We start from the raw sequence: 23542 nt of genomic DNA on the forward strand, positions 1-23542 counted from the left end.
TGATGATCCTCTCACGGGTGCTACATGCGCGTCACTATTCAGCCGCTCCTCAGCTCGACCATTGTCACGGCAAGCACGATCGAGCGGGTGGCACGATGGTCGCGGCTCGCGCCGCTCACTTCCTTCGACCAATGCTGTGAAGGAAGCCGTTGAGCCGATCTAAAGCTACTGTAACCTCCTTCTTCTTTCTCATCGATACTTCCAAACCTCGTTCGGTCATCTCGTTCGGAGGATTAGCAATCTCTCGCTCTAAGACCCTACGGATCCTGTCGAGTCCATTGCGGGCATTCATAAGATCTGCGATGTGATCGAACGGGACACCAGGGCTCTTCTCGGCGACTACTTCGCCACGGGCTTCACGCCTGGCCGCGTCATAGTGGTTGTGATTCGGTTCGGAATTAATCCGGCCGACAGGATCTTCTTTGATGTTCTCAAACTTGTCCAACGCCCTTTGAGCGTCCTCACGAAGACCGAGGTCGCGGGCGCTAGGCTGCTCCGGAAGACCGCGTCCAGTACCGCCAGATGAACCAGGCGGATATGGCGGGCGGCCGCTCGTAGACACCACGGGGGAGTCGGCCGACTGCCTCGCCGTATTTCCTGGCCGAAGATTCGCGCCGGTCCCGCCTGGCACATTTTGTCCGGCAAGAGGGTTATAGGATTTGCTCGCGCTATTAGTGAAGGTTATGTCCGAACGAGTGGTAACTGTCAGGTCGGTTCGAACACCAAACCCAGGTAGGTCCGAGGTGCGGTATAGGTCGCCTGCGTGGGCTTGGGCTACTTTGACGAGTTGGTTGGCGTCGTTGTTCAGGAGTAGTCGGGATGCTTCGAACTCGATAGGGTCGTTCAGCGCGCGGAAGGTATTGGTGAATACGCTGGTGTTGAGTGGGTCCGGGGTGTGTGCTGCTATTCCTGGGAAGGATGTGTGCGGATTCGGTGCGGTTGCTGCAGAGTTGGGGAGTTGTCTGGGCGTTTCGACGACGGGTGCTTCTGCGTGCAGTGGTGGGGTGCCGGGCTTCGGGGAGAACGTCGGCATCTCGGCCGGTGACATCTCTGCACGCGGAGCAGGGAGCTTGGGCGCTGCTTCCGGAGCCATCGGGGGTGGGTTGCGGGGAATGGAGTCGGGTGGGGCGAGGCGGTTGGGTGGTATGTGTGTGCGGTTGTAGGTGGTGATGTCGTCGAGTAGTTGTTTGGTGTGAAACTCGCTGCCGACCCGGACGGCTTGAGCGGCGGTCTCGGCGCTGGTCATGGCTTCCCAGAACTCGGGTGCCATTCTCCGGACCGCGAGTTTGGCGCCTGCTGCTGCGGCGGCGCCGGGGCCGGGAACGGTGAGCACTACGTTTACGCCGAGTTTGGTTGCGGCCCAGGTGATATCCCATGCGCTGTGGTCGCCCTCGCCGTGGGCTGCCTGCCATAGCACCTTCGACGGTTCGATGAACATGTCGTCGATTGCGCCGTTGGCCAACTCACGGAGGGTGGTGCTGGTTCGGTTCGCTTCCTTGATCTGCTCGAGCAGTTCGGCGTTGGTGAACCTGCGAGGAGGCGCCCATCGTGCTGGTTTGGAGGGGTCGTTGAGGACCGGGACCTTGTCGCGATCGTGGATGAACTTCGCGATCGCGGGGTCGTGCCAGGGGATACCGGCCTGACGCAGCCTGCCCATCGCGGCCGTTTGCAGATCGCGTTCCTCTTGAGTGCGGGCGTCGAAGTGCGCCCACCGAAGGTCGATGCTCTGTTCCTCGATGCTGTACTGCGCCATCGATAGTCGTTGGTATGCCGCGTCGTATGGGTTGTCCGATCCGGGCTTCCACGGGTATGGACCGTTGCGTACGGTCGCCATGTCGGCGGCGAACTGCTCTGGGGTGTAGTGGTAGCCGCTGGTTGTGTAGCCCGGTTCGATACGAAAGGTCGGCATCGGGTTGGTGATCGATTCGGGTACCACACCAGGTGTTGGAGGCACCCCTGTCTCGCACGATGCCGAGACCGTGAACGAAGGCCGGTAGTCGGGGTTGCCGGGCAACGCCATCTCTCCCAACGACGACGGCACCGACGCGGTCGGAGCCGCTTGCTCCGAGCCGTGCGAATTGCCGGGGAGCCCGGCGAACATCCGCTCATACGCGGTCGGCGGCCGCTGTGCCGGCTGGCCAGGATCGGCCGGAGCCGGGTCGGCAGGCGTTGTAGGGGTGTTGGCGGCTGCGGGTGGGGCACCTACTCCGGACAGCTCACCCAGACCCGACGGAACCGACACCGGCGGAGCCGGCGCCACCCCATCAGGCCGGAACATCTGATCCAGCGGCGCCTGCCGCTGAGGTGGCCTGTTACGGCGTGCTTCCTCGACCTGCTGCTGCAGCAATGCATTGTTGGCCTGGTTCTGACGTGTCTGCTCCTCGGGTGTGGCCGCGGGCTCCGAACCTAGCCCTTTCTCAAAACCGATCGTCCTGATCGGCGGCCGGCCCGTACCAGCCGCCACGGGCGGAGCAGACGTCTCCGCCGAAGACTCACCCGTCTCGACAACCGGCTGCAATGGATCCAAACCCACACCGGCAGACGTTGTTTCGGTCCTCAACAACGACCGCGCCGACGCGATCAGATCCTCACCGGCATAGATCCGCTCCAACCGCGCCACCGCACCGGACTCGGTCATCCCCTCGAAATTGTGGACCCGCCCACCCAACTGGGCCGCAGCGGCAGCAGCCTGCGACGAAGCAATGAAACTGTCGGTCAACGCATCCAAATACGCCGCACGACTCGCCACCAACGACGGAACAGGAGTCGTCGGAATTTGAACGGCTCACGATCGGCCATCACGGCACCTCACACATTCAGAAGACGGAGTGCGCCGACCAGACCTCGCCCGTCGAACCACACAAGAAGAAGCCCGAAACGACGAAACGGCCCGGAATACTCCGAGCCGCTGACCGTTTCAGGAAGAGGGGATCAGTTAGTTGTCGCTGTCCATCCAGACCACCGAGTAACGGCCGGTGCGGTGGCCGTCACTCTCGAACTGATCAGCGAAGTTGTGAAACAGCCGATCCTGGACGACACGAGTGGTGTCACCGGGCATCAGCCTCGTGGTCGCGTTGTAGGCACCGAGGCCGAACCCCTTAACGACACGCACGGGACGCTCGTCTGGAAACACAACAACCGACGTCGATGCCAAAACAACCTGACCAGTCCCGATCGATGCGACAGACATACGCACCGACGAACAGAAGACCTTGTACACAGACACCTCCGATCGACAGACGCTGGTAACAGTGAGGTCAGCGGATAAATTGCCTGCAGTGCAGCGCCTTTGACCAGGCGCGTTCGCTATGACATCGGGCAGCCAGCCGAACATCGGCTCGGCATTGATTAGTGCGGGCACAATGACTTCGCACACCCGACCTCAGGCGACACCGACGTCACCTGCCCCCGGATATCGACGACACGGTCCAATACCATTCAGATTGGACGCGATCGGATCTGATTCGAGCAGTACTCGCTCAGACAGGATCGGGGGACACAAGAATCCAACCTAGACAACAAGGTTGGATTCATTAGGGCGCAAAAGGCGCTGAATGCTTCAGCCTAACACTTCAAGATCACCGAACACAAGGCACTCGAGTCGCGAATCACCGACACCCCCGATGAATCGCAAGGCTGGTCACCATTCTCGACGCGCTCTACTCAGTGCTGTTGCTGGCCGGAGAGTTGCTGGGTGATGACGCCGTGGAGGCGTTGGAGGCCGGTGGGGCTTATGCCGCTTTGGAGTTGGCCTTCGATGGTGCGGACGACCATGGCGTCGCTGAGGATTTTCTCGCTGGATTGGATGAGGACGGTGCCCGCGCCGGTGAAGTCGAATTGGCGTTCCTCGCCGGAGTTGACGCCGAAGCGGGCGGCGCCGGCGGCGAGGAAGCTGGAGACCCAGCGCTGGTCGTAGTGGTGGCTCGGGGAGGGGCAATCGGCCCAGCCGACAAGGGATTCCGGGTCGACGCGCAGCGGGGGTTCGGCGAACATGACCGGGCCGTTGGAGGAGGCGAGGAATTTGCCGGTGCCGATGAGGGTGAGGAAGCCGGGGACGATCGACTGGTTCAGCGAAAGGCCCGGTTCGAACGCGAGCAGATTCGCGGCGCGAATGGTGAGGTTGCCGTCGTCGAGGTCATAGGAATTGATGTTGTAGCCGCGGTCGCCGATGATCAGCTTGCCCTGTCCCTCGGCCACCACGTAGTCGCCGGTGAACAGCGGCGCCGAAAACTGTTGCGACACCATCTGCAGCAACCCGCCCTGCAGTCCGTGGGTGAGCAGCTGGAAGCGCATCTGCCCGTAGTAGGCGATCATCGCGCCCTTGCGCATGAACCACGGCTTCACCAGGTCGATACAGTAGGCGTAGTCGTTTCCCGGGATGTTGTCGCTCTCACCGAGATTCATCGGGTTCAGGATCTGGGACATGCTCACAACTTCTCTTCGGAGGCCTGCACGTAGACGACACCCTGTCCGGCACAGTGCAACTGCATGGCTTCACCGGAGCCGCGGCCCACCGCGTCGCGCCAGCTCAGCGCCGTCTTCAATTCGGTCTGCACATTCCCGTACGCCGCGACGAACGCCTGCGGATCGACGACCACCGGATATTGGCCGCCCACCGGCAGTTCCAGGAATCCGCCGTGCGCGAGCAGCACCGCGGCACCCTGCCCGGACAGCTGCGTGGTGAACATGCCCTGCCCGGTGAGCGCACCGCTCGCGGCACCGCGCAGCGCGCCCATCAGGCCACCGCCACCGCCGCCGCCCGAACTCATCACGGAGACAATCGAACTCTGCAGCTGGGCGGTGTTGGCCAGCAGCCGCGAGGCCTCGACCCGCAGCACCGCGCCCGGCTGCATCTGCACCACATGGACTTCCAGTCCCGCGAACCCGTAGTGCACCTCGCCGTTGCCCTGGGCAAGCATGGTCCGCTCGTGCTCACCGGCCATCATCCGGCCCGCCATCCGCATCAGCCCGCCACCGCCGCCCATGCCCTGCGCACCCGGAATCTGGTGCGGCGCAAAGGAAATATCGCCGGTGTAGAACAGCATCGCGCCGTTGCGGGCGACCACGCCGCCCGCCATCCCGACGTCGACCTTGACGACCTTGCCGTTGACCTTCTCGAACATCCGCCCCGCCCTTACCGTTCCGCCGGCTGGATCAACACCACGCCCTGACCGTCCCAGCGCAGCGAGAACGCCTCACCGGCGTCCTGGCCGACGAGGGTGCGCCACGAGACGTCGGTGACGAAGGACTGATTCAGGTTGCCGCGCGCGGCGACGAACGCGTCCGGATCGACGACCAGCGGAAACTGCGGCGACACCTCGAGATGGATCAGCGGCCCGCCCGCCGACAACAGCGCGACCTGGCCCTGTCCGCTCACCGTGGTGGTGAACAGGCCCTGTCCGCTGGAGGCGCCGCGTAGCCCGGTGAAGCGGACGTCGGTGCGCAGATTCCCGGCGAAGGCGAGCAGCTGCTGCGATTCCACCTGCAGCGTCTCGTTGTTGAGGTCGATCACGGTGACGTGCTGGCCGTTCACCGCGAAGAAGACCCGCCCGTTGCCGGTGCATTCCATCAGCGAGAGCTTCTCGCCGGTGGCCCGCCGCTTGAGTCCGGCGATCACACCGTCGCCGCCGCCGAATCCGGCGGCCTTGAACTGCACATTTCCCTCGTAGGCGATCATCGAGCCGGAAATCGCGCGCAGACTGGTCCCCGCGAGATGGGCTTCGATCACCTTCTTGGACTGTTCGAACAGTTGCGCCATAGGAGAGTTTGCCTGCTGTCTGGATCGGGAACATGACGAAAGTCGCCGCATTCCAACTGCGTTGCGTCACGATAACCGATGCTCGCGGGGCGGTCCGAGGTGTTAGGCGGTTTACTCCGGCGCTCGCCTGGACGTTTCTCGTAGAGTGGCAAGCGAAAACACCGACAAGCGAAGGGTCGATCTTGTCCGCAACACTCGCCAAAGGCCAGAACGGCCCGCTGGCCGGCAACGACGTGGTGATATCCGTCCAGCTCACGGCGCCTGCCGACCTGTCGGCACTGCTGGTGACCGAACGGGGCAAGGTCCGCTCGGACGCGGACTTCGTATTCTTCAACCAGCCGAGCGGGCCGGGGGTGAACCTGCTACCCGCGCCGCAGGGGCAGCCCGCATCGCTGGCCGTCGCGCTGAATTCGGTGCCGCCGGATATCGATCAGATCCGCGCCGTGATCACCCTCGACGACGCGTCGAGCAGCTTCGGCCGGTTCCCCGCGCCCACCGCGATCGTGTCCGACTCCGCGGGTAATCGCTTGTACGAGTACCGGATCGACGGACTGCAGAGCGAATCCATCGTGATCGCGCTCGAGCTGTACCGGCGGCAGGGCAGCTGGAAAGTCCGTGCGGTCGGCCAGGGCTATGCGGGCGGATTCGCCGCACTGGTCACCGACCACGGCGTGACCGTCGACGAAGCGCCTGCCGCCCAGCCTGCCGCCCCCACGCAGCAGGCGCCGACCTACCCGCCGCAGCCGCCGACCCAGCAGGCGCCGCAGTATCCCCCGGCCGGTGGTTACCCGCCGCCGCCCGGCCCCGGCTTCCCGCCGCCGCAGGCCGGTGGCTATCCGCCGCCGCCCGGCCCGGCGCAGGGCTATCCGCCGCCGCCGCAACCGCCGCAGCAGCAGCCGCCCGCCGAGGTCAACCTCAGCAAGGACCGGCCGGTCAGCCTGCAGAAGGGCCAGCGGGTCACCCTGCGCAAGGAGGGCGGCACCGCGCTGACCTTCGTGAAGATGGGTCTCGGCTGGGATCCGGTGCGCAGCCGCGGCATGTTCGGCAACCGGACCGTCGATATCGACCTGGACGCGTCGGTGGCCATGTTCGCCGAGGCGAACCTGATCGATGTCGCCTACTACGGACAGCTGACCTCCAAGGACGGCTCGATCCGGCACCAGGGTGACAACCTCACCGGCGAGGGCGAGGGCGACGACGAGGTGATCCTGGTCGACCTGACCCGCATCCCGGCGCACGTCACCACGGTGCTGTTCATGGTGACCTCCTACAAGGGGCACACCTTCGAACAGGTGCAGAACGCGTTCTGCCGCTTGGTCGACGGCACCAACAACGCCGAATTGGCCAGGTACACCCTCGCGGGCGGTATGCCGTTCACGGCGATGGCGATGGCCAAGCTGTTCCGCGTCGGCAACGACTGGAAGATGCAGGCGCTCGGCGAGGGCTTCATGGCCAAGCATCCCGGCGAGGCCGTACCGCAGCTCGGCAGGTTCCTGGCGGTCGGCTGAGCAAGGACGAAGACGGGAAACCGGGGGCGTAACACCGTGATCGAGTTGAAGGCGGGCCAGAACACAGCGCTGGCCGCCGAAGTGGTCGTATTCGGCGCGAAAGGGGAGGCCGCACTGGATGTTTCGGCATTGGTGGTAGCCGACAACTTCCGCGTGTTCGACTCCGACGATTTCGTGTTCTACAACCAGCCCGCCACCGCGGGCGTGCGCCTGAGCGGCGGCGAGGTGACGATCCGGCTCACCGAGGTGCGCGGTGACGCGCGCTCGGTGCTGCTGGTGGTGAGCGCCGATCCGGCGGCGCCCGCGCGGTCGGGCGGGCTCGGCACGGTGACCGCGCGGCTGACCGGAAACGGTGCGCCGCTGGCGGAATTCATCACCACGCCCGCCTTCGGCGAGGACGCGCTGATCTGCCTGGAGCTGTATCGGCGCGGCGACGGCTGGAAGGTGCGCGCCATCGGCCAGGGCTACGCGGGCGGCCTCGCGGTACTGCTCACCGCGCACGGCGTCGAGGTCGACGGTGAGCCGGAGGACGAATCACCCGAGGTGACACCGGCTTCCGCGGCGCACACGATGAGCGCACCGCCCGCGGCGGTGGCCGGCGGGGCGCCACTGGAGGTCGAGCACGGCCTGGAGCGGCTGTGGATGATCTTCGAGGATGCCGCACGCTCGGCCGCCGCGCTGGTCTCCTCGCTCGACTACGCCGCGCGCAGGCTGGACAACGAACTGTCGGCCGCCGTCTCCGATCCCGCGACCAGGAATACCCCCGCCGCCGAGGCCGCCCGCCAGGCGGCCCAGCGGCGCAGCGATGAACTGATCGCCCAGGCCGAGGGCAATCACCACCGCGACAGCACACACCTCATGCGCGAAATCGCCGACGCGGACCGGATTCTTCCGCCCGCCCTCGCCTCGTGGGACTCCCCCGCCTGGGACGGCGAAGCGGTGCCGAGCGACGGCATCCGCCTCGGCGAGCTGTACGCGCTCGACCGTGGCAGGCTGCGGGTGCCGTACTGCGTGCCGATCCCGCTGACCCGTCCGCTGTGGATCGACACCGAAACCTCCGCCGCGGCAGCGCCGGTCGTCGGCGCCCTGCTGGCCAGGCTGATCGCCGCCGCGCCGGATCGGCACACCGTCATCGACATGATCGATCTGACCCGGTCCTTCACCGGATTCGCCGGGCTGCTGACCCCGATGCTCTACGGTCCGCCGATCACCGACCACTCGGATATCTCGGCCCGGCTGCAGGCACTGGTCGACGCCGCCGAGCTCGCCGAAATCGCCTACAACAGCAACGCTTTCACCCCGCCCACCGAACACCGGGTGTTGCTCGCCGCCGATTTCCCGCACGGCTATCAGGCCTCCGACGTCACCCGCATCGGCCTGCTGATGGCCCGCGGCGAGCTGATCGGCCTGTCCATCGTGATCGTCGGCACCGACGAATCCGATTCGCCCGACAGCACACTCGCCATGCTCGCCCAGAACTGCCGCCACCTACCAACCATCGAAGGCACCCCGCTCTTCGACCCATGGACCGGCAGCCCCTGGCTACTCGACCTCGACCTACTCCCCACCGAACCCGAGCGCCAGGCCCGCCTCCTCCGCAACAACCACTGACGGGTCCGCAACCACCACCAGGTGCGGCTCACCACACAGCAAAGGTAATAATCAGACAATCTGATTCCATGAAAGTGATGACCGCAACCGAGGTTGCTCGCAACTTATCCGCGGTGCTCGATCAAGCCGAGCACGGCGAGACCATCTCGATTACCCGAGGTGGCCGCCGCATCGCACTGTTAGCCCCCGCAACACGCACCAACGGTGCCGACCTGATTGCCTTGTTCGCAGAACACGAGACCCTCGATGGGTTTGCCGAGGATGTCGAAGAAGCCCGCCGAACCGTGATCGATGGAGTGAGTGCTGAATGGGACGACGCCTGATTCTCGATACCGGCGTGATCATCTCGGCAGAGCGGAAGAAACTCGATCTGTCACAGGTCCTACGCCCTGACGACGATGTCGCGATCGCAATGATCACCGCATCCGAAGTGTATTTGGGTGTTGAACTCGCTGACGCTGCCCGGCAGGGAGCCAGGAAGTCATTCGTCGATGCCTTCCTGGCCGCCACTCCGATCGAGGACTACTCACTTGACGTCGCGCGCGAGCACGCCCGAATGATGGCGCACGTCCGCCATGCAGAGAAACCCAGGGGCGCACACGATCTCATCATCGCAGCGACGGCGGCGACAACCATCCGCACGGTTGTCACCACCGAAAAGAAGGCCGATCTCGGAGCCCTTCCGGGCGTGAACTGCCTGGTGTGCACAGTTCCATAGCCCACGACCCACTCACTCGCGCAGCTGTACCGGGAGGGCGGACAGGCGGCTTCCTTGGATTCCGCCGAAGTCGGTTTGCCGGAGTTCGGCGTACGGGACGGTGAGGCGGGCGTGCGGGAAGGAGGTGCGGAGGGTGCGCACTACGGCGGCGAGTTCGAACTGGGCGAGGTGGGCGCCGGTGCAGTAGTGCGGCCCCGCACCGAAGGAGAGGTCGCGGCCGTTCGTTCGGCGTGGGCCGGTGTTGATGCCCTGGATATCGATGAGCAATGGGGAGCCCGCGGCGAGGCGCACGCCGGCCAGGGTGATATCGGCCGTGGTGAAGCGCCAAAGGGTAAAGGGCGCAGGCGGATGCATGCGAAGGGTCTCGCGCACCAGTTCTTCGATCGGCGGTTCATCCGCCGGATCACGCTCGGGATCGAGTACCCCCGCCAGCAGAAATCCGAGCACCGGATCGGTCGTCAACTGCCCGGCATAAATCAGGGTGAACAGTAGGTAGTGCAGCTGCTGGTCGGTGACCTCATCGGTGAGCCGATCACGAAGTGCGACAGCGAGACCGTCACCTCCCGCCCGCAACGCCGCCGCACCCAGATCGGCGAAAGCGGACATCGCCATGCCGACGTCGGCCTGATCGTCGCTGTACATCCGACGGCATGCGGCGATCGCCTGCTCGATGCGATCGACAGGGACGCCGAGCAGATCGCAGATCACGGTGAGCGGATAGCGGGTGGCGAAATCGGCCATCAGATCCACCGTGTCGCCCGACTCCGCACACACCGTCAGCAACGTGTGCGCGAACGCCGCCATCCGCTCGACGTACCCACCCATCCGCAGCGCGGTGAACAGCGGAGCGTGCGCGGCACGCAGTCGCGTATGCGTCGACCCATCGGAGGTGGTGAGCGAAAGCTGCTCCGCGGCAGGCGGTTCCAGCCCAGCCGTGCGCGGATCCCAGTGCGTGGGCGCGAGGCCGGGATCTTTGGCGATCTGGGGATGGACGAAAACCCGGCGGGCAAGGGCCTCGTCGGTGACGATCCACACCGGCCCGCCCGCCCGGCCTTCCACTCGGACAATGGGTCCCGCGGCGCGCAGCACCGCGCGGGCGGGGTGGGGTTCGTCGATGCCACGAACGGTGACAGCGAACGGATCGATGCCGATCTCCGGCGCGAGGGTCATCACATCTCCTCGAAGACTCTGTCCGGCCGACAGGGAGCAGGCCGAGTTCACACGTCGCACAACACAATTGCCGCATAGAGCAGCTACTGTGCAACACAGCGAAACTAGCACAAATTCGCTGCGCGACGCAGCGATCAACCGGAACGAGCGCCATGCCGAAGGCAAACCAGGAACGAGAATCCCTGCTCAGCGAGCTCACCCGTGCCGCGGTGCCGGGCTGGGCGATCCGTGTCGTACAGCTCAACAGCGTCGTCGCCACCAGCCTCGGGGTCACCGACACCGACGTCCAATGCCTGCACGTGCTAGGCCAATACGGTCCGGCGACACCCGGCACGCTCGCCGCGCGGGTGAACCTGACCACCGGCTCCGCCTCGCGCATGATCGACCGCCTGGTCGCCGCCGACTGCGTCCGCCGCATCCCCGACCCCGCCGATCGCCGACGGGTTCTCATCGAACCCACCCAGGCGGGGCTGGACCGAGTGACCGCCGCCTACTCAGGCCTGATCGCGCGCACCAGGGATGACCTCGCCGACTTCACCGAGGACGAAATCCGGGTCCTGCTCCGTTTTCTCGCCTCCGCGGAACACAGCACCGCGACCGAAATCCAGCGGCTGCGCGCCTGATCACGCGCACTCCGCGGCCGAAGGCACCGAAAATCAGTGGCGTCGACGGGTTCTCGCGCCATAGCCTGCGGCGATGAGTAATTCGACAATGGCGCCCACACGGGGCGTTACCGGGCAGCCGCGGCCGGAGGGCCGGCGCGGGGCGCGGATCGCGGACAAGGTATGGACGGGGCTGCGGCCCAAGCGGATCGGGCGGGATCAGCGGGATTCGGGGATCGACTACCTCGCGCCCGTGCGGTGGATTCCGCGCTAATCGTTCAGTAGGTCAATCAGTGAGTTGGGGCGCGGCGTCGATGAACCAGTCGATGATTTCCTCACCGGCGAGTATGCCGGAAGATCGCGTGACGGTCAGGTTGGGGCTGGTCCAGTTGAGCTGTTCCAGCTCGCCGTGGCGGGGGCGGATGGCGGAGTCGGCGGCGCGCAGCATTTCGGCATCGAGCGCGCCGTCGCCCGCCGCGAGCGTCTTCGCATCCCGGGATAGCTCACCCGATTCGAGCAGCCTGCGCCTGACCTCGGCGACGGCGTGGCTCTTGCACACCGCCTTGGGCATCGTATAGATCTTGCGGCCCTGCTGGGAGGCCGACCAGCCGCGCGCCTGGCACCACGAATCCCATTCGGCGAGAAAGTCTTCGGGCACGAGCTTGGGCTTGACCACGAGATAGCAGAACAGATGATCGGCGATGCGGAACTTGGTCGCCCAGGAATCATCGATCCTGGCGCGTAGCTCCGCGCTCACCTCCGACAGCGTCGCACCACTCGCGCGCACCTGCGCATCGATATCGATGCGCCAGCGCATATCGGGCACACCGTCGACCAGAATATTGCCGCCATTGCTGGTGATGGCGTATCGCCAAGGCGCACCGGGCAATTGGATGCGACCGAACTGCTTGATGGTCCGCGTGGTGGTGGGGATGACGGCGGCGGGCTGGGTCAGCGTATGCATCCGCAGCGCCGCTGCCGTCGTCATGAACGACAGCGGCGCGCCCTCGAGATGTTCCACGCAGACCGTCGGCACCTCCGCGGTCGCGCTGAACGCGTTGCGCGAGTAGATCATCGTCCGGTCCAGGTCGGTGGCGACCAGCGTCTGACGGCGCTGGGCGTCGGCATCGCCCGGTCTTCGTAGGTACATCACTGCTGCACGTCCTTGATCAGCCCCATGCACGAGTAGGCGAGGTCGGGCACCACCTCGACCGGCACGCCGCGCGCCGCGGCGAGCAATCGAATATGGGCGTGTTCCGGAGCATCCGCATCACGCACGAGTACCCGCCACGGCAGCCGCCGCAACAACACTCTGGTGGTTTCGCCGACACCGGGTTTCACGAAATTCACGCTGGCGATGCCGTATTCCTCGCGCACACGGTCGACCGAGGCCCAGCCGGTCCAGGTCGGCGTCCGGTCCCCGTCGCGAACGGCCGCGAGCGCGGCGGGCACCCGGGGGCGGACGGCGTCGAAGGCGTCACTCACCGTATCGAGCAGCCGCTCGGACACGTCGTCGACCGCCAGGTCGCGATAGAACTTGGCACCGTGGAAATCGCCGGGCCCGATCAGCGTTTCGTTGAGCACGGTGCGCGAGATCAGTCCGGACACCGTCGAATTCAGGCAGGCCGAGGCGATCAGGAAATCGTCGCGGGTGCCGTAGGTGCGCACGCAATGCCCGGGATCGGCGAGCACGGCGAGTTCGTCGTTGAACCGCGCGCCGCCCGCCGCGTGATACGCGTCGAGCGCCTCGGTGAGCTCACGGGTGATCGCGCCCTTGCCGGTCCAGCCGTCGACGAACACCACCGACGCCGGATCATGATGGCGGGCAAGGTAGTCCAGCGCGACCGCGTCGATGCCACGATCGCGCACGATGGAGACCGCGTAGTGCGGCACGTCCAGGCTCGGCAGATCGGCGCCGCGACCGTAGCGCAGCCAGCGCCGCATCAGGATGCCGATCGGCGTGCCCGCCCTGGCCAGCGAAACGAGCACCACATCGTTGCCACGCTCGGCGACAACGAGTTCCGAGACGGTGGCGACCGCGAGCGCGAGCCGCTCGGCACTGTCCGCGAGCACCTCGTCGAACAGCGACCGGTAGGCCGCATCCGGCTGATACTCGATCGGCAGCGACTCCGCGTAATGCGCAGCGCCGGACTGGATCCGCCGCTCCCGCTCGGCCACATCGGCCTCGAGATCGATCTCGGACAGATCCTTCAGCAGCCAGGAAACCTCCTCGCGCGCATACGATCCGAACTCCGGACCGTGCAGCGGAACAGGGTTGGCCAGTACTTGCGACACCGCGTTCGACTCCAGCACATCATCGTTTTCCAGTAGGTCACCCGGCCGCTCGCGCACCGCATCTTCGCCGTGCGCGCCGACCACCGGCAACACCGCCAGCATGACATCGGATCCAGACCCTGTCACGTCAACGAATCCACCGTCGGCAACGACTTCGCAACTATCGGACCTGCCCGAATCCGCCCGCTCGGCATGCAGCATGCGCGGATCGGCCTCGGGCAGTACAGCAAGCAGCACATCGGATCCGGAGGCCGTCAGCACGTCGACCAATCCGCCGTCGGCCACGAGCTCGGCGGTGTCGGCGGGGGTATCGATAACGACGACCAGGATCGGATTCGCGGCCGGTGCCGCGGTACTCGCACCCCACTCCGCGGACCACGCGGCGTTGTACAGATAGCGCGGCTGCTCCTGCCCCACCTCCGGCGCGGTGAACCGGAAGCCCCTGCGCAGCGGATAACCCGGTTCGTCCAGTACATACGCCGGTGAGCGCGTGGTCGTCTGATAGCGGGTCGGCGTGCCGGACTCCGCGAGGCCGACCGCCAGGCGCAGCGGCAGGTACATCAATTCCTCGTGCCCGAGCACGATGGCGGGCCGCCCCGGTGCGTCGGCCGCGAGCCGCGCGCGCAGCACCCCGACCGCGGCGACCACCGCGGACTCGAACGCCACGGCATCGGAGTCGAGAATCCCGTGCCTGCCGCCCTCCGGCACCGACGCGGGCCACGGCAGTACCACTCGGCCGAACGAACCACGCTGTGCCGCAATCGGATTCAGCTCAGGATCGGGCATCTCGGTGACCGCGTCGACCAGCCCGTCCGGCAGCACGGTGCTGCCGGAGGCCAGGCATACGGTGTCGATGGTCGCACCGAGTTCGGCTGCCACCGTTTCGAATTCGGCGCGCTGCGCCGCGGTGCGCATATCGACGAGCGAGGCGAGCACGTAGTGCGCGCGCGGCGAGAACGCGTGCAGCGCGCGCACCGCGTCGATGGCCGTCGCACCCGTGGAGATCTCGTCGTCCACCAGCACCAGCGGCAGATCGTTGACGAAGATGTCGGCGGGCGCGGGCTGCAGCAGATGCGAGGTGGCGTGCGAATGCCCCTCCTCGAAACCGGTCAGCGTCGCCGCCGTCGGCACGTCGCGCCGCGTCGAGTGCAGATAGCAGCTCGCACCGATCCGCGCGGCCACGCAATGCCCGAGTCCCGTCGCGGTTTCGGCGAATCCGAGGACGACGGCGGCGCGCCCGCCGAGCACCTCGCGCACCAGATCACCGAGCCGGTTCCCCGCGTCGAGCACCACCCGCGGATCGGTCGGCAGATGCTTGCCGAGCACCGTCGACACCAGCAGATGCGCCCTGCGCTTGTTGTTGCGCCGCAGACCGGGCAGCAACAGCGTGTCGATCGGCAGCTCGGCGGGCAGTACGTCCGAGGCATGCACCACGAACGACTCCGCATGCCGCAGCTCGATACCGAGATTCTCGGTCGCCCAAGGGACAAGCCCGAGCGAATTCATGCTGTATCCATTTCGGTATGAGCGGAGCGCTGCGTGGTCACGCTTCGCAGCCGCCTCCGCGCTTGACCGCTCATACGGTCACCATCGCGGTCAGCAGGTCCACGAACGACACACCTTTGTTCGCGACACCGAAAACCCGTGCGCGCAGCAAGGTCTGCCGCGCCCAGCTGCGGTGCGGCCGCATCTCGTTCATCTTGTTCCGGTATTCCGAGGCCGCCACCCCGCCGACATCGACCTGCAGGATGTCGAGCGCATCGGAGTACTCCTCGTGCGTCACCACCGACAGCGCGTGTACCGCGGCCACGTGCGACGGATGGATAACCGTCTTGCCCTGAATGCCGTTGGCCCGGTCGAGGGTGATCTCCCGTAGTAGCCCATCCAGATCCCGGCTGACCAGGTACTGACGGAACGGCACCGCATCGGATTCTTCGAAGGGCGCCGTGCGCAGCAGCGGCCGGAACATCCGCTCGTGATCGGCGAAGTACTCCCACACCGGCCCGGTGATGACGAATCCGGTACCGTCGGCGCGACCCAGGTAGTTCACGATATCGGCGATCACGTCCGCGACCACCCGCACGTCGTAGATGGTCAGGTCGCGGTCGCGCCGGATACCGAAGGTCGAGCACATATCGGTCGCGCCGACCCGCACCGCGAGCACCCGCTCGCGGTGTTTGGCCAGCAGCGCCGCGATCTGGGTCAGCTCGTGATCCCTGGTCTGCCGGTGCACCAGCTTCGCCGATTCCAGCACCGGCATCCCGAAGACCGGGCGACCCAGTTGTTCCTGCGCATCGGCAAGCGCCGCAAGGTATCTCGGCCCAGACGCGCTGCCGAACTTGGGGAAGACGAATCCGGTGAGCACCGCACCGCCCGGTCCGAGCTGCGACACGATCTCGGTGATCGACTCGGGATCGCGCACCCGCACGAACAGCAGCGGATTCGGATCCTCGCTCGCCGCAAGCAGATCCAGCGTCGCCACGGTCTGCTTCTTGGCCACGTCGAGGTCGTCGTCGGCGACGGCGTCCTCCAGGTCGATCACCATCGAGCACACGCCGCGCGCGGCCCGCCTGCGGATGGTGTCCGCCAGATCGGGCCTGGTCGCGGGTGCGTAGAGCGTCGCGCCGAGCGCGACGGCCAGTATGTCCCGGTCGGCCTCGTCGCCGAACGGTTCGGGTTGCCGGTGGAAAAGGTGGCGCGCCTGCGGCCCTTCCAGTTGCCGAAAGTGGCGCAGTGGCAGTCGCTTCCGCAGGGACACCTCTTCGCGGTGCTCCTCGGGCCCTTCGTGGTCACACTTCGCTGCCGCCTCCGGGCCTGTCGCTCGCACCGCAGCGGTCATCGGGGGCCCATCCTCATTCTCGTCGTGATCCTGCTTGTTTTCTCATTCGATCCACTACTCCGGCGATGAAATCGCCCACGGTATCCAGCTCGGCAACATAGGCCCAGTAGTCGGGGTGCCGCCCCGACAGTGCCTCGGTGATTCGATCGATCCGTTCGACCTGTGCATCGAGCACAGATCCCCATTCGTCGGCGAGCCCTCGGCCCACCGCGAGCATTTGCGCGTCCCGCAGCCGAAATCGTACGGCCTTGGCCTTGTCTTGCGGATTCTCGCGGACCTCGCGCAGCAGCGTCAGCCGTTTGGTGACGGCGTCGACCAACCGGTCGGCATCTGCGAGGTGCTCACGGGCGGATGTGGTCAGATCAAGTGCAAACTCCGGGTTGTTCTCGGCCAATGCCGCACGCGCCCCCGACAGGGCTGCGTCCGCGGCATCGATGGCCCGTTGACTTTCCCGCCCATTGTTAGCCAGATCGGCCGAACTTGCAGCATTGAACTCACGCAACAACGCCGAGAAGGCCGGATCGAGCCGCTCGGAGCGGGTGCGAACGGCATCGAGCCTGGTGCGCACCGAACTGATCGCGGTGGTTGCCGCGGCCTGCCGAGATGGGGCCTGCGCCAAGGTTTCCGACAATTCCCTGGTCGCCGCGTCGAGCCGATTCGCGGCCTCCCTGCGCGCGCCCGGGGTCGCCGCGGCGGCCTCCACTGTGATCAGAGCCTCATCGACGGCGGCAGCGCCCGCGCGCACCGACGGGTAGTTCGCGTACGGGGATTCGGCGGCCTGCCCGCGCACCCGCGCCGCGGCGAGGGTGACCTGCTGAACCAACTGCGGCACCGTACCGAGCAGAGCGACGGCATGTTCGAGCTGCCCCTGGTTGCCACTGTAAAAACCGTCAACCGCCCTAGCCGCGTCGTTGAGCTGTCGCAGCGCCGCGTCGACCCGCGCCTGGCCCTGCGGCAGCGCGGTGTCGTCGCGTTCGGCGGCGTCCAATTCCTCGTTCAAAGCCAGATACGCGCCCGCCGCCTCGTAGCAGCGGGCGCGCACCGGATCCCAGCTCGCGGCGAGCCGCCGATCCGGGAACATCTGCGTCGCGGCCTCGACGGCGGCTTCCGCCGCGCTCTGCCGCTTGTCCATGTCGAGAAACGCCGCCGTCAGCCCCGGCCGCGCCTGTTGAATCCATCCGGAATTCCCGGACGAGCGGAACCACCCGCGCCTACGCCCTGCCACGAACCTGATGGTATGCGGCGGTCCGTCGTGCCCGGCGCACACTGCCGAAGGAAGATGTACCTGTTCGCCGAGGGTTTCCCTGGTTTCTACGCAAGTTCGGTGAAACCTATTACTGTCGTATGGCGTACCCGGCGATACGGACATGCTGGGACCAAGCAGGCAGACGATTGAAAGGGATCCCGCATGGGTGTCAGTTTGTCCAAGGGCGGCAATGTCTCGCTGACCAAGGCAGCGCCTAACCTCACCGCGGTTTCGGTCGGTCTGGGGTGGGATGTTCGGACCACTACCGGTACCGATTTCGACCTGGACGCGAGCGCCATCGCGACCGGCGCGGACAAGAAGGTCCTCTCGGACCAGCATTTCGTGTTCTTCAACAACCTGAAGTCGCCGGAAGGCGCCATCGAGCACGCGGGTGACAACCTGACCGGTGAAGGTGAGGGCGACGACGAGGTCATCAACGTCGACCTGGCCAACACCCCGCCGACCATCGAGAGCATCTTCTTCCCGGTCTCGATCTACGACGCGGAAACCCGTCAGCAGTCGTTCGGCCAGGTGCGCAACGCCTACATCCGCGTCGTCGACCGCAGCAACGGCTCCGAGCTCGCGCGCTACGACCTCACCGAGGACGCCTCCACCGAGACCGCCATGGTCTTCGGCGAGCTGTACCGCAACGGCGCCGAGTGGAAGTTCCGCGCCATCGGTCAGGGCTACGCGTCGGGTCTGGCCGGCATCGCTCGCGACTACGGCGTCAACGTCTAAGGACGTTCACGAACGTCCAGGCGGCACAGGGCCGCCCGAAGGGGCTCGGATCACCGGGCCCCTCTTCGGATGTGGTCAGGAACCTGATCTGATGGACGCGCGTTAGACAACCAACCGGTTCATCGAATACGGCTGCCTGCTCGGCTCCTCGGACATTACGAAAGGTCCCCTCGTGGTCCTGCGCATTTTCGGCTTCTCCATCGTCGTGACAGTGGTGTCGCTGATAGCAGCGTTCCTGTACGGCGGACCGACCGCGTTCGCACTCGCCGCGATCCTCGGCGTACTCGAGGTGTCGCTGTCGTTCGACAACGCGGTCATCAATGCCACCGTGCTGGAGCGGATGAGCGAGTTCTGGCAGAAGATCTTCCTCACCATCGGCGTGGTTATCGCCGTATTCGGTATGCGCCTGGTCTTCCCGCTGGCGATCGTCTGGATCACCGCGGGCCTCGATCCGGTGAAGGCCTTCGACCTGGCGCTGAACCCGCCCGCGGACGGCGCGCTCGAATTCCCGGACGGCAGCCCGAGCTACGAGAAGCTGCTGACCGACGCGCATCCGTCGATCGCGGCGTTCGGCGGCATGTTCCTGCTGATGCTGTTCCTGAACTTCATCTTCGAGGAGCGCGAGATCACCTGGCTCAGCTGGCTGGAGAAGCCGCTGGCCAAGGCGGGCAAGATGGATATGCTCTCGGTCGTCGTCGCGGGCATCGGCCTGCTGCTCACCGGGGAGTTCCTGGCCAGCGACGCGGATCGGTCGATCGTGCTGATCTCCGGCCTGCTCGGCATGATCACCTATATCGCGGTCGACGGGCTCGGCTCGCTGTTCCATACCGAGGAGCATGACGCCGAACACGCGACCGGCCCGTCCGGGCTGGTCAAGGCCACCGGCAAGGCCGCGTTCTTCCTGTTCCTCTACCTCGAGGTGCTCGACGCGTCGTTCTCCTTCGACGGTGTCATCGGCGCCTTCGCCATCACCTCCGACCCGATCATCATCGCGCTCGGCCTCGGCCTGATCGGCGCCATGTTCGTCCGGTCGATCACGGTGTACCTGGTGCGCAAGGGCACCCTGTCGGAGTACGTCTACCTGGAGCACGGCGCGCACTGGGCCATCGGCGCGCTGGCCGTGATCCTGTTCGTCTCCATCAAGGTGCATATCCCCGAACTCGTCACCGGCGGTATCGGTGTCGCGCTGATCGGCGCGGCATTCGTCACCAGCATCATCCGCAATCGGCGTGAAGACGCCGAAGAAGTGGAGGGCGAACGAGAAGCCACCCCGGTAGGCTGATTCTCGGCGAGTAGCCCGAATCCAAAGCGGCAGCGGCCCTCACCGCTGCCGCTTTTTCATTCCTACGGAGGGGGATCGAGATGACGACGAACAATCCCGGCGTCAACTTGTCCAAGGTGACGCTGTCGAAGGCGACGCCGAGCATCAACCTGACCAAACCCGGTGAGTCGCAAGGGGTCATGCGGGTCAACCTGAACTGGTCGGCGGGCTCGAAGGGCGGATTCTTCAAGCGGGCCAAATCCATCGACCTCGATCTCGCCTGCCTCTACGAGCTCGCCGACGGTTCCAAGGGCGTCGTGCAGGCCCTCGGAAACAGCTTCGGCTCCTTGAACTCCGAGCCGTTCATCCAGCTCGACGGCGACGACCGCAGCGGTTCCTCCACCGGCGGCGAGAACATGCACATCAATCTCGCCAAACCCGATGCGTTCAAGCGCATCCTGATCTTCGCCTTCATCTACGAGGGCGTGCCGAACTGGGCCGCCGCCGACGGTGTCGTCACCCTGTTCCCCACCTCGGGTCCGCAGATCGAGGTCCGCCTCGATTCACCGGTGGACGGGGCCCGCTCGTGCGCCATCGCGCTGCTGCAGAACCAGGGGCACGGCATCACGGTGCACCGCGAGGTGCACTACATCAACGGTGCGCAGCGCGAGATCGATGAGGCCTACCGCTGGGGCATGAACTGGAAGAGCGGCCGGAAGTAACTCACCGCACCGCCACCGGCTCCGGGCTCGGCACCGGGGCCGGTTTGGTCGCCTTGCGCGAGGCGAACACCATGCCGATCAGGCCGACGGCGAGCCCGGCGATCGTCAAGGGCCGCAACGGTTGTCCGACGGCCAGCCAGGCCAGGATCGCCGTCGCCGCCGGTGTGGCGAACAGCAGCCTGCTCACCTTGGTCGCGTCCCAGCGCCGCAGCATCCAGTTGAACATCAGGAAGCCGACCATCGAGTTGATCAGCACCATCCAGACCAGTGACGCCGCGAACCGGCCGCCGTCCCAGATGTGCAGCTGCCCCGTCGCCCAGGCGAGCAGCCCGGCGACCGGCGCGCTCGCCATCATGTGCACGGCGGTCGCCGCGCGGGAGTCGACGGTCGGCACGAAGCGCTTCTGATACACCGTGCCGAGGCTCAAGCCGAGCAGCCCGACGCCGCACAGCGCCAAGCCGGTCAGCGACAGCGAGGTCTGGTCGGCCACCGCGAGCGCGACGCCGACACCGCCGATGACGAAGCCGAACCACTGTCGCGCGGTGACGGTTTCGCCGAGGAAGCCGGCGAACAGCGCGATCAGCACCGGGCTCAGGCCCTGTACCAGCGCGACCACCGCGCCGGGCACGTGCTGCCCCATCGCGGTGTAGAAGCCGCCGAACTGCACGATCTGCATCAGCAGCCCGGCGACGATCACATGCGGTAGCTCCGCCCTGGTCGGCCAGGTGGCGCGCACCAGCCTGGCGTACAGGACCAGGCCTATCGACGCGAACCCGAAGCGGGCGAACAACACCATCAGCGACGGCGCCGCGCCGACACCGATGATCCCCGCGATGAACGCGCTGGCCCACAACAGGACGAACAGCGGTTGGATGACCGCACCGAGCTGAGCTTTCACCATGCCTCCGAAGTAACCGGCCAAGATGGTTATTACCGTTGCACGGGTCGGAATAACCTGTCAAGACGGTTACTATGGAGGGGTGTACACCTTCGTGAGCGGTAACCTCGCCCTCGACTTCGCGGGAACGGTCAAGGGCCGCACGACCTATCGCGACGACCTGCTGGTCGCGCCGTCGAATCTCGCGGTCTGGACGGTCTCCGCCGGACTGCTCGACGATGCCCCCGACTGCGATGCGGACACACTGGCCCGCGCCGTACGCCTGCGCGAAGCCACCTACCGGCTCGCACTGGCGTCGGCACGCGATCTGCCGCTCGCCGATGCCGATCGGAAGATCGTCAACGACGCCTCGGCCGGTGAATTGCCAAGGCTCACACTGCGATCGGACGGGACACTGAGCCGCACCGGCGGCGTCGACAGCGTCATCACGGCCGTCGCGCGCAGTGCCGCCGAACTGATCGGCGGCCCGGAGCGGGCACTGATCAAGGAGTGCGGGATCGAGATCTGCACCCGCCTGTACGTCGACACCTCACGCGGCAGGGCGCGCCGGTGGTGCGATATGACGCTGTGCGGCAACCGGGCCAAGGCCGCCGGCTACCGCATCCGGCAGGCCCGTTAAGCGACCGGCACCAAATCGCCCGGGTAATACCGCGGCACCGGCGGCGGAGCGGGCCGGAATCCGCGCGGCATCGAACGCGCGAACAGGAAGAAGAACGCCACGAGCAGAATCGCGCGTCCCCACACGCCGAACTGCACGATGTTCTCCATCAGGTCGACCGAACCGCCGGAACTGATCGAATAGAAGTACCGGAACACCCCGATGCCGATGGCCGCGTCGGCGATCAGATACCCGCCGATGAGATATCCGGCCAGTTTCGGCAACGGCAGCTCGAGCAGCACCAGGAACGGCACCAGCCACAGCGTGTACTGCGGTGAATGCACCTTGTGGAACAACAGGAATCCACACAGCATCGCACCGCTCACCCCCACCCAGGGGAAAACACCGGTGGCGCCGAACCGTTTCCAGCCGAGCCACATCGCCAGCGCGAACGACGCGAGCACGAGCAGCGGCGAGGCGATCGATACCGCGTTCTGGAATGCCGACTCGCTCTCGGCATCCGGTCCGAACATCGGCCGAAGTCCCCAGTACCAAATGGAATTGGTGGTGATATCGGCCTGGCGCAGCTGCTGGAAGGTGATCGATGCGCGCCAGCCCTCATAACCGGCCAGCGCGAACGGCAGATTCACCACGATCACCGTGCCGATCGCCGCCGCCGCGGCCTGCAGCGCGCCACGCACATCCAGCCCGTCCCCGCGATCGCGCGCCATACCGCCGGTCAGCACGAACGCCATCAGCGGAAGCACGAAGATTCCGGGATACAGCTTGAAGCAGAAGCCGAGAGCGAGCAGTATCGCGGCCACTATTCCCCTGGTGCGCAATGAGTATCGGGTCAGCGCCGCCATCACGTACACCGCGGCGACGGCCGTGCACACCACCGGCAGTTCCCAGTTGTGGAATGCGTAGAGCACCAGGGGCGGTCCCGCCGCCCACAGCAGCGCGGCGCGCCCGGCCAGCCTGGCCAGCATCCACGCGGTCAGCAGCGCGAACGGCGCGAGCAGCAGCGCGGAATGCGCGAGGAAATCGGCGTCGGTCTTCGCGCCGAGCGCACCGAGCCACATCAGCAGGCCGCTGAGCACCGGATATTCCACCGCACCGCCGGTCAGCGCGCCGTCAGCGGTGATGCCGCCGCCGATATAAGGAAAGACGTGCTGATCGATATCGCGGCCGAGCCACAGGAATTGGATATCGGAATAGCAGACATCCGAATCCTTGATCAGATCGAAAACCATGCTGCGGCCGTCGGCGGCGAACGGCGCCCCGGCACAGCGCGCCTTGTTGAGGTAGGCGAGCGCCAGGGTCAATCCGCACAACAGCACCACCACCGTGGCCAAGGCCACGCGGCGGGAGCGACAGGCCCGGAGGAGGCAGCCTGCGTAACCACGCAGGGCCCCGCGGACGCCGTCATAGGCACCGCGGGAAACGCGCCCGGCGAGCAGGTCGCGGGCGGCGAGTCCGGTCGGCATGGGCACCACGATAGGTGCCGAGGAGTGTCCGCGCCCGCATCACCCTGCGATTCGGATCGCGACATCCGCACCCTGGATCGATTTCGCTGCT

The 23542-nt window shown here is 66.1% G+C and carries 22 protein-coding genes; 10 read left to right on the forward strand and 12 right to left on the reverse strand.

The genetic code is table 11. The features are described from left to right. Positions 1–115: 115 nt before the first annotated feature. The 5 genes from ACIG5A_RS21945 to ACIG5A_RS21965 all read right to left on the reverse strand — a co-directional run bounded on the left by ACIG5A_RS21945 (position 116) and on the right by ACIG5A_RS21965 (position 5758). Positions 116–2719: a polymorphic toxin type 28 domain-containing protein gene (locus ACIG5A_RS21945; protein ID WP_397242754.1), complete on the reverse strand. Its 2604-nt coding sequence runs from the start codon at positions 2717–2719 to the stop codon at positions 116–118. A 216-nt stretch (positions 2720–2935) separates the two neighbouring features. Next, entirely contained in the window at positions 2936–3220 is a 285-nt protein-coding gene (locus ACIG5A_RS21950) for a hypothetical protein (RefSeq protein ID WP_397242756.1), read from the reverse strand. A gap of 443 nt (positions 3221–3663) precedes the next feature. Further along, on the reverse strand, positions 3664–4425 hold the full coding sequence (locus ACIG5A_RS21955) for an AIM24 family protein (RefSeq protein WP_397242759.1): 762 nt from the start codon (positions 4423–4425) through the stop codon (positions 3664–3666). 2 nt (positions 4426–4427) lie between these two features. Then, complete coding sequence (locus ACIG5A_RS21960; protein ID WP_397242761.1) at positions 4428–5123, reverse strand: AIM24 family protein; 696 nt, start codon at positions 5121–5123, stop codon at positions 4428–4430. Between the two features lie 11 nt (positions 5124–5134). Continuing rightward, positions 5135–5758: an AIM24 family protein gene (locus ACIG5A_RS21965; protein WP_397242763.1), complete on the reverse strand. Its 624-nt coding sequence runs from the start codon at positions 5756–5758 to the stop codon at positions 5135–5137. A gap of 182 nt (positions 5759–5940) precedes the next feature. Here ACIG5A_RS21965 and ACIG5A_RS21970 point away from each other — a divergent pair, with 182 nt between their 5' ends. The 4 genes from ACIG5A_RS21970 (at position 5941) to ACIG5A_RS21985 (ending at position 9595) form a co-directional block, all read left to right on the forward strand. Then, entirely contained in the window at positions 5941–7266 is a 1326-nt protein-coding gene (locus ACIG5A_RS21970; RefSeq protein ID WP_397242765.1) for a TerD family protein, read from the forward strand. Positions 7267–7302: 36 nt separating this feature from the next. Beyond that, a complete protein-coding gene (locus ACIG5A_RS21975; protein WP_397242767.1) occupies positions 7303–8877 on the forward strand; it encodes a TerD family protein in 1575 nt (524 codons plus the stop codon). 68 nt (positions 8878–8945) lie between these two features. Beyond that, complete coding sequence (locus tag ACIG5A_RS21980) at positions 8946–9200, forward strand: type II toxin-antitoxin system Phd/YefM family antitoxin (protein WP_397242769.1); 255 nt, start codon at positions 8946–8948, stop codon at positions 9198–9200. After that, on the forward strand, positions 9185–9595 hold the full coding sequence (locus ACIG5A_RS21985) for a PIN domain-containing protein (RefSeq protein ID WP_397242771.1): 411 nt from the start codon (positions 9185–9187) through the stop codon (positions 9593–9595). Before ACIG5A_RS21980 ends, ACIG5A_RS21985 begins: the two co-directional genes overlap by 16 nt. A 12-nt stretch (positions 9596–9607) precedes the next feature. Here ACIG5A_RS21985 and ACIG5A_RS21990 read toward each other — a convergent pair whose 3' ends face one another. Next, positions 9608–10765: a hypothetical protein gene (locus ACIG5A_RS21990; RefSeq protein WP_397242773.1), complete on the reverse strand. Its 1158-nt coding sequence runs from the start codon at positions 10763–10765 to the stop codon at positions 9608–9610. Positions 10766–10917: 152 nt separating this feature from the next. Here ACIG5A_RS21990 and ACIG5A_RS21995 point away from each other — a divergent pair, with 152 nt between their 5' ends. Continuing rightward, entirely contained in the window at positions 10918–11388 is a 471-nt protein-coding gene (locus ACIG5A_RS21995; RefSeq protein ID WP_397242775.1) for a MarR family winged helix-turn-helix transcriptional regulator, read from the forward strand. A 73-nt stretch (positions 11389–11461) separates the two neighbouring features. Further along, a complete protein-coding gene (locus tag ACIG5A_RS22000; RefSeq protein WP_397242777.1) occupies positions 11462–11641 on the forward strand; it encodes a hypothetical protein in 180 nt (59 codons plus the stop codon). A 12-nt stretch (positions 11642–11653) separates the two neighbouring features. Here the strand turns inward: ACIG5A_RS22000 and ACIG5A_RS22005 are convergent, their stop codons facing one another. From ACIG5A_RS22005 to ACIG5A_RS22020, 4 genes are all read right to left on the reverse strand, one after another. Beyond that, on the reverse strand, positions 11654–12517 hold the full coding sequence (locus ACIG5A_RS22005) for an HAD family hydrolase (protein ID WP_397242779.1): 864 nt from the start codon (positions 12515–12517) through the stop codon (positions 11654–11656). Then, a complete protein-coding gene (locus tag ACIG5A_RS22010) occupies positions 12517–15168 on the reverse strand; it encodes a phosphoribosyltransferase (protein WP_397242781.1) in 2652 nt (883 codons plus the stop codon). The genes ACIG5A_RS22005 and ACIG5A_RS22010 overlap by 1 nt, the downstream gene beginning before the upstream one ends. A 70-nt stretch (positions 15169–15238) precedes the next feature. Beyond that, positions 15239–16396 carry an HpcH/HpaI aldolase/citrate lyase family protein gene (locus ACIG5A_RS22015; RefSeq protein ID WP_397243958.1) on the reverse strand — a complete coding sequence of 386 codons (1158 nt, stop codon included), beginning with the start codon at positions 16394–16396 and terminating at the stop codon, positions 15239–15241. Positions 16397–16514: 118 nt separating this feature from the next. Continuing rightward, on the reverse strand, positions 16515–17726 hold the full coding sequence (locus tag ACIG5A_RS22020; protein WP_397242783.1) for a hypothetical protein: 1212 nt from the start codon (positions 17724–17726) through the stop codon (positions 16515–16517). Between the two features lie 183 nt (positions 17727–17909). On the opposite strand from ACIG5A_RS22020, the gene ACIG5A_RS22025 reads away from it, so the two are divergent. The 3 genes from ACIG5A_RS22025 (at position 17910) to ACIG5A_RS22035 (ending at position 20468) form a co-directional block, all read left to right on the forward strand. Next, positions 17910–18485: a TerD family protein gene (locus ACIG5A_RS22025; protein ID WP_397242785.1), complete on the forward strand. Its 576-nt coding sequence runs from the start codon at positions 17910–17912 to the stop codon at positions 18483–18485. Between the two features lie 172 nt (positions 18486–18657). Further along, entirely contained in the window at positions 18658–19767 is a 1110-nt protein-coding gene (locus ACIG5A_RS22030; RefSeq protein WP_397242787.1) for a DUF475 domain-containing protein, read from the forward strand. Positions 19768–19847: 80 nt separating this feature from the next. Beyond that, on the forward strand, positions 19848–20468 hold the full coding sequence (locus ACIG5A_RS22035) for a Tellurium resistance (protein ID WP_397242789.1): 621 nt from the start codon (positions 19848–19850) through the stop codon (positions 20466–20468). 1 nt (position 20469) lies between these two features. On the opposite strand, the gene ACIG5A_RS22040 is transcribed toward ACIG5A_RS22035, so the two are convergent. Beyond that, a complete protein-coding gene (locus ACIG5A_RS22040; RefSeq protein WP_397242791.1) occupies positions 20470–21369 on the reverse strand; it encodes a DMT family transporter in 900 nt (299 codons plus the stop codon). Positions 21370–21448: 79 nt separating this feature from the next. On the opposite strand from ACIG5A_RS22040, the gene ACIG5A_RS22045 reads away from it, so the two are divergent. Continuing rightward, entirely contained in the window at positions 21449–21985 is a 537-nt protein-coding gene (locus ACIG5A_RS22045) for a CGNR zinc finger domain-containing protein (RefSeq protein ID WP_397242793.1), read from the forward strand. On the opposite strand, the gene ACIG5A_RS22050 is transcribed toward ACIG5A_RS22045, so the two are convergent. Next, positions 21982–23451 carry a glycosyltransferase family 87 protein gene (locus ACIG5A_RS22050; protein ID WP_397242795.1) on the reverse strand — a complete coding sequence of 490 codons (1470 nt, stop codon included), beginning with the start codon at positions 23449–23451 and terminating at the stop codon, positions 21982–21984. The two genes, ACIG5A_RS22045 and ACIG5A_RS22050, sit on opposite strands and share 4 nt — an antisense overlap. Positions 23452–23542 lie beyond the last annotated feature (91 nt).

Source organism: Nocardia sp. NPDC052566 (assembly GCF_044547285.1).
GTDB lineage: Bacteria > Actinomycetota > Actinomycetes > Mycobacteriales > Mycobacteriaceae > Nocardia.

What these genes read in the sequence shown, in the direction of transcription:
- ACIG5A_RS21955 (WP_397242759.1), bottom strand. Translation starts at nt 4,425, where the DNA reads ATGTCCCAGATCCTGAACCCGATGAATCTCGGTGAGAGCGACAACATC.
- ACIG5A_RS21960 (WP_397242761.1), bottom strand. Translation starts at nt 5,123, where the DNA reads ATGTTCGAGAAGGTCAACGGCAAGGTCGTCAAGGTCGACGTCGGGATG.
- ACIG5A_RS21965 (WP_397242763.1), bottom strand. Translation starts at nt 5,758, where the DNA reads ATGGCGCAACTGTTCGAACAGTCCAAGAAGGTGATCGAAGCCCATCTC.
- ACIG5A_RS21980 (WP_397242769.1), top strand. Translation starts at nt 8,946, where the DNA reads ATGAAAGTGATGACCGCAACCGAGGTTGCTCGCAACTTATCCGCGGTG.
- ACIG5A_RS21985 (WP_397242771.1), top strand. Translation starts at nt 9,185, where the DNA reads ATGGGACGACGCCTGATTCTCGATACCGGCGTGATCATCTCGGCAGAG.
- ACIG5A_RS21990 (WP_397242773.1), bottom strand. Translation starts at nt 10,765, where the DNA reads ATGACCCTCGCGCCGGAGATCGGCATCGATCCGTTCGCTGTCACCGTT.
- ACIG5A_RS21995 (WP_397242775.1), top strand. Translation starts at nt 10,918, where the DNA reads ATGCCGAAGGCAAACCAGGAACGAGAATCCCTGCTCAGCGAGCTCACC.
- ACIG5A_RS22000 (WP_397242777.1), top strand. Translation starts at nt 11,462, where the DNA reads ATGAGTAATTCGACAATGGCGCCCACACGGGGCGTTACCGGGCAGCCG.
- ACIG5A_RS22005 (WP_397242779.1), bottom strand. Translation starts at nt 12,517, where the DNA reads ATGTACCTACGAAGACCGGGCGATGCCGACGCCCAGCGCCGTCAGACG.
- ACIG5A_RS22010 (WP_397242781.1), bottom strand. Translation starts at nt 15,168, where the DNA reads ATGAATTCGCTCGGGCTTGTCCCTTGGGCGACCGAGAATCTCGGTATC.
- ACIG5A_RS22025 (WP_397242785.1), top strand. Translation starts at nt 17,910, where the DNA reads ATGGGTGTCAGTTTGTCCAAGGGCGGCAATGTCTCGCTGACCAAGGCA.
- ACIG5A_RS22035 (WP_397242789.1), top strand. Translation starts at nt 19,848, where the DNA reads ATGACGACGAACAATCCCGGCGTCAACTTGTCCAAGGTGACGCTGTCG.
- ACIG5A_RS22040 (WP_397242791.1), bottom strand. Translation starts at nt 21,369, where the DNA reads ATGGTGAAAGCTCAGCTCGGTGCGGTCATCCAACCGCTGTTCGTCCTG.
- ACIG5A_RS22050 (WP_397242795.1), bottom strand. Translation starts at nt 23,451, where the DNA reads ATGCCGACCGGACTCGCCGCCCGCGACCTGCTCGCCGGGCGCGTTTCC.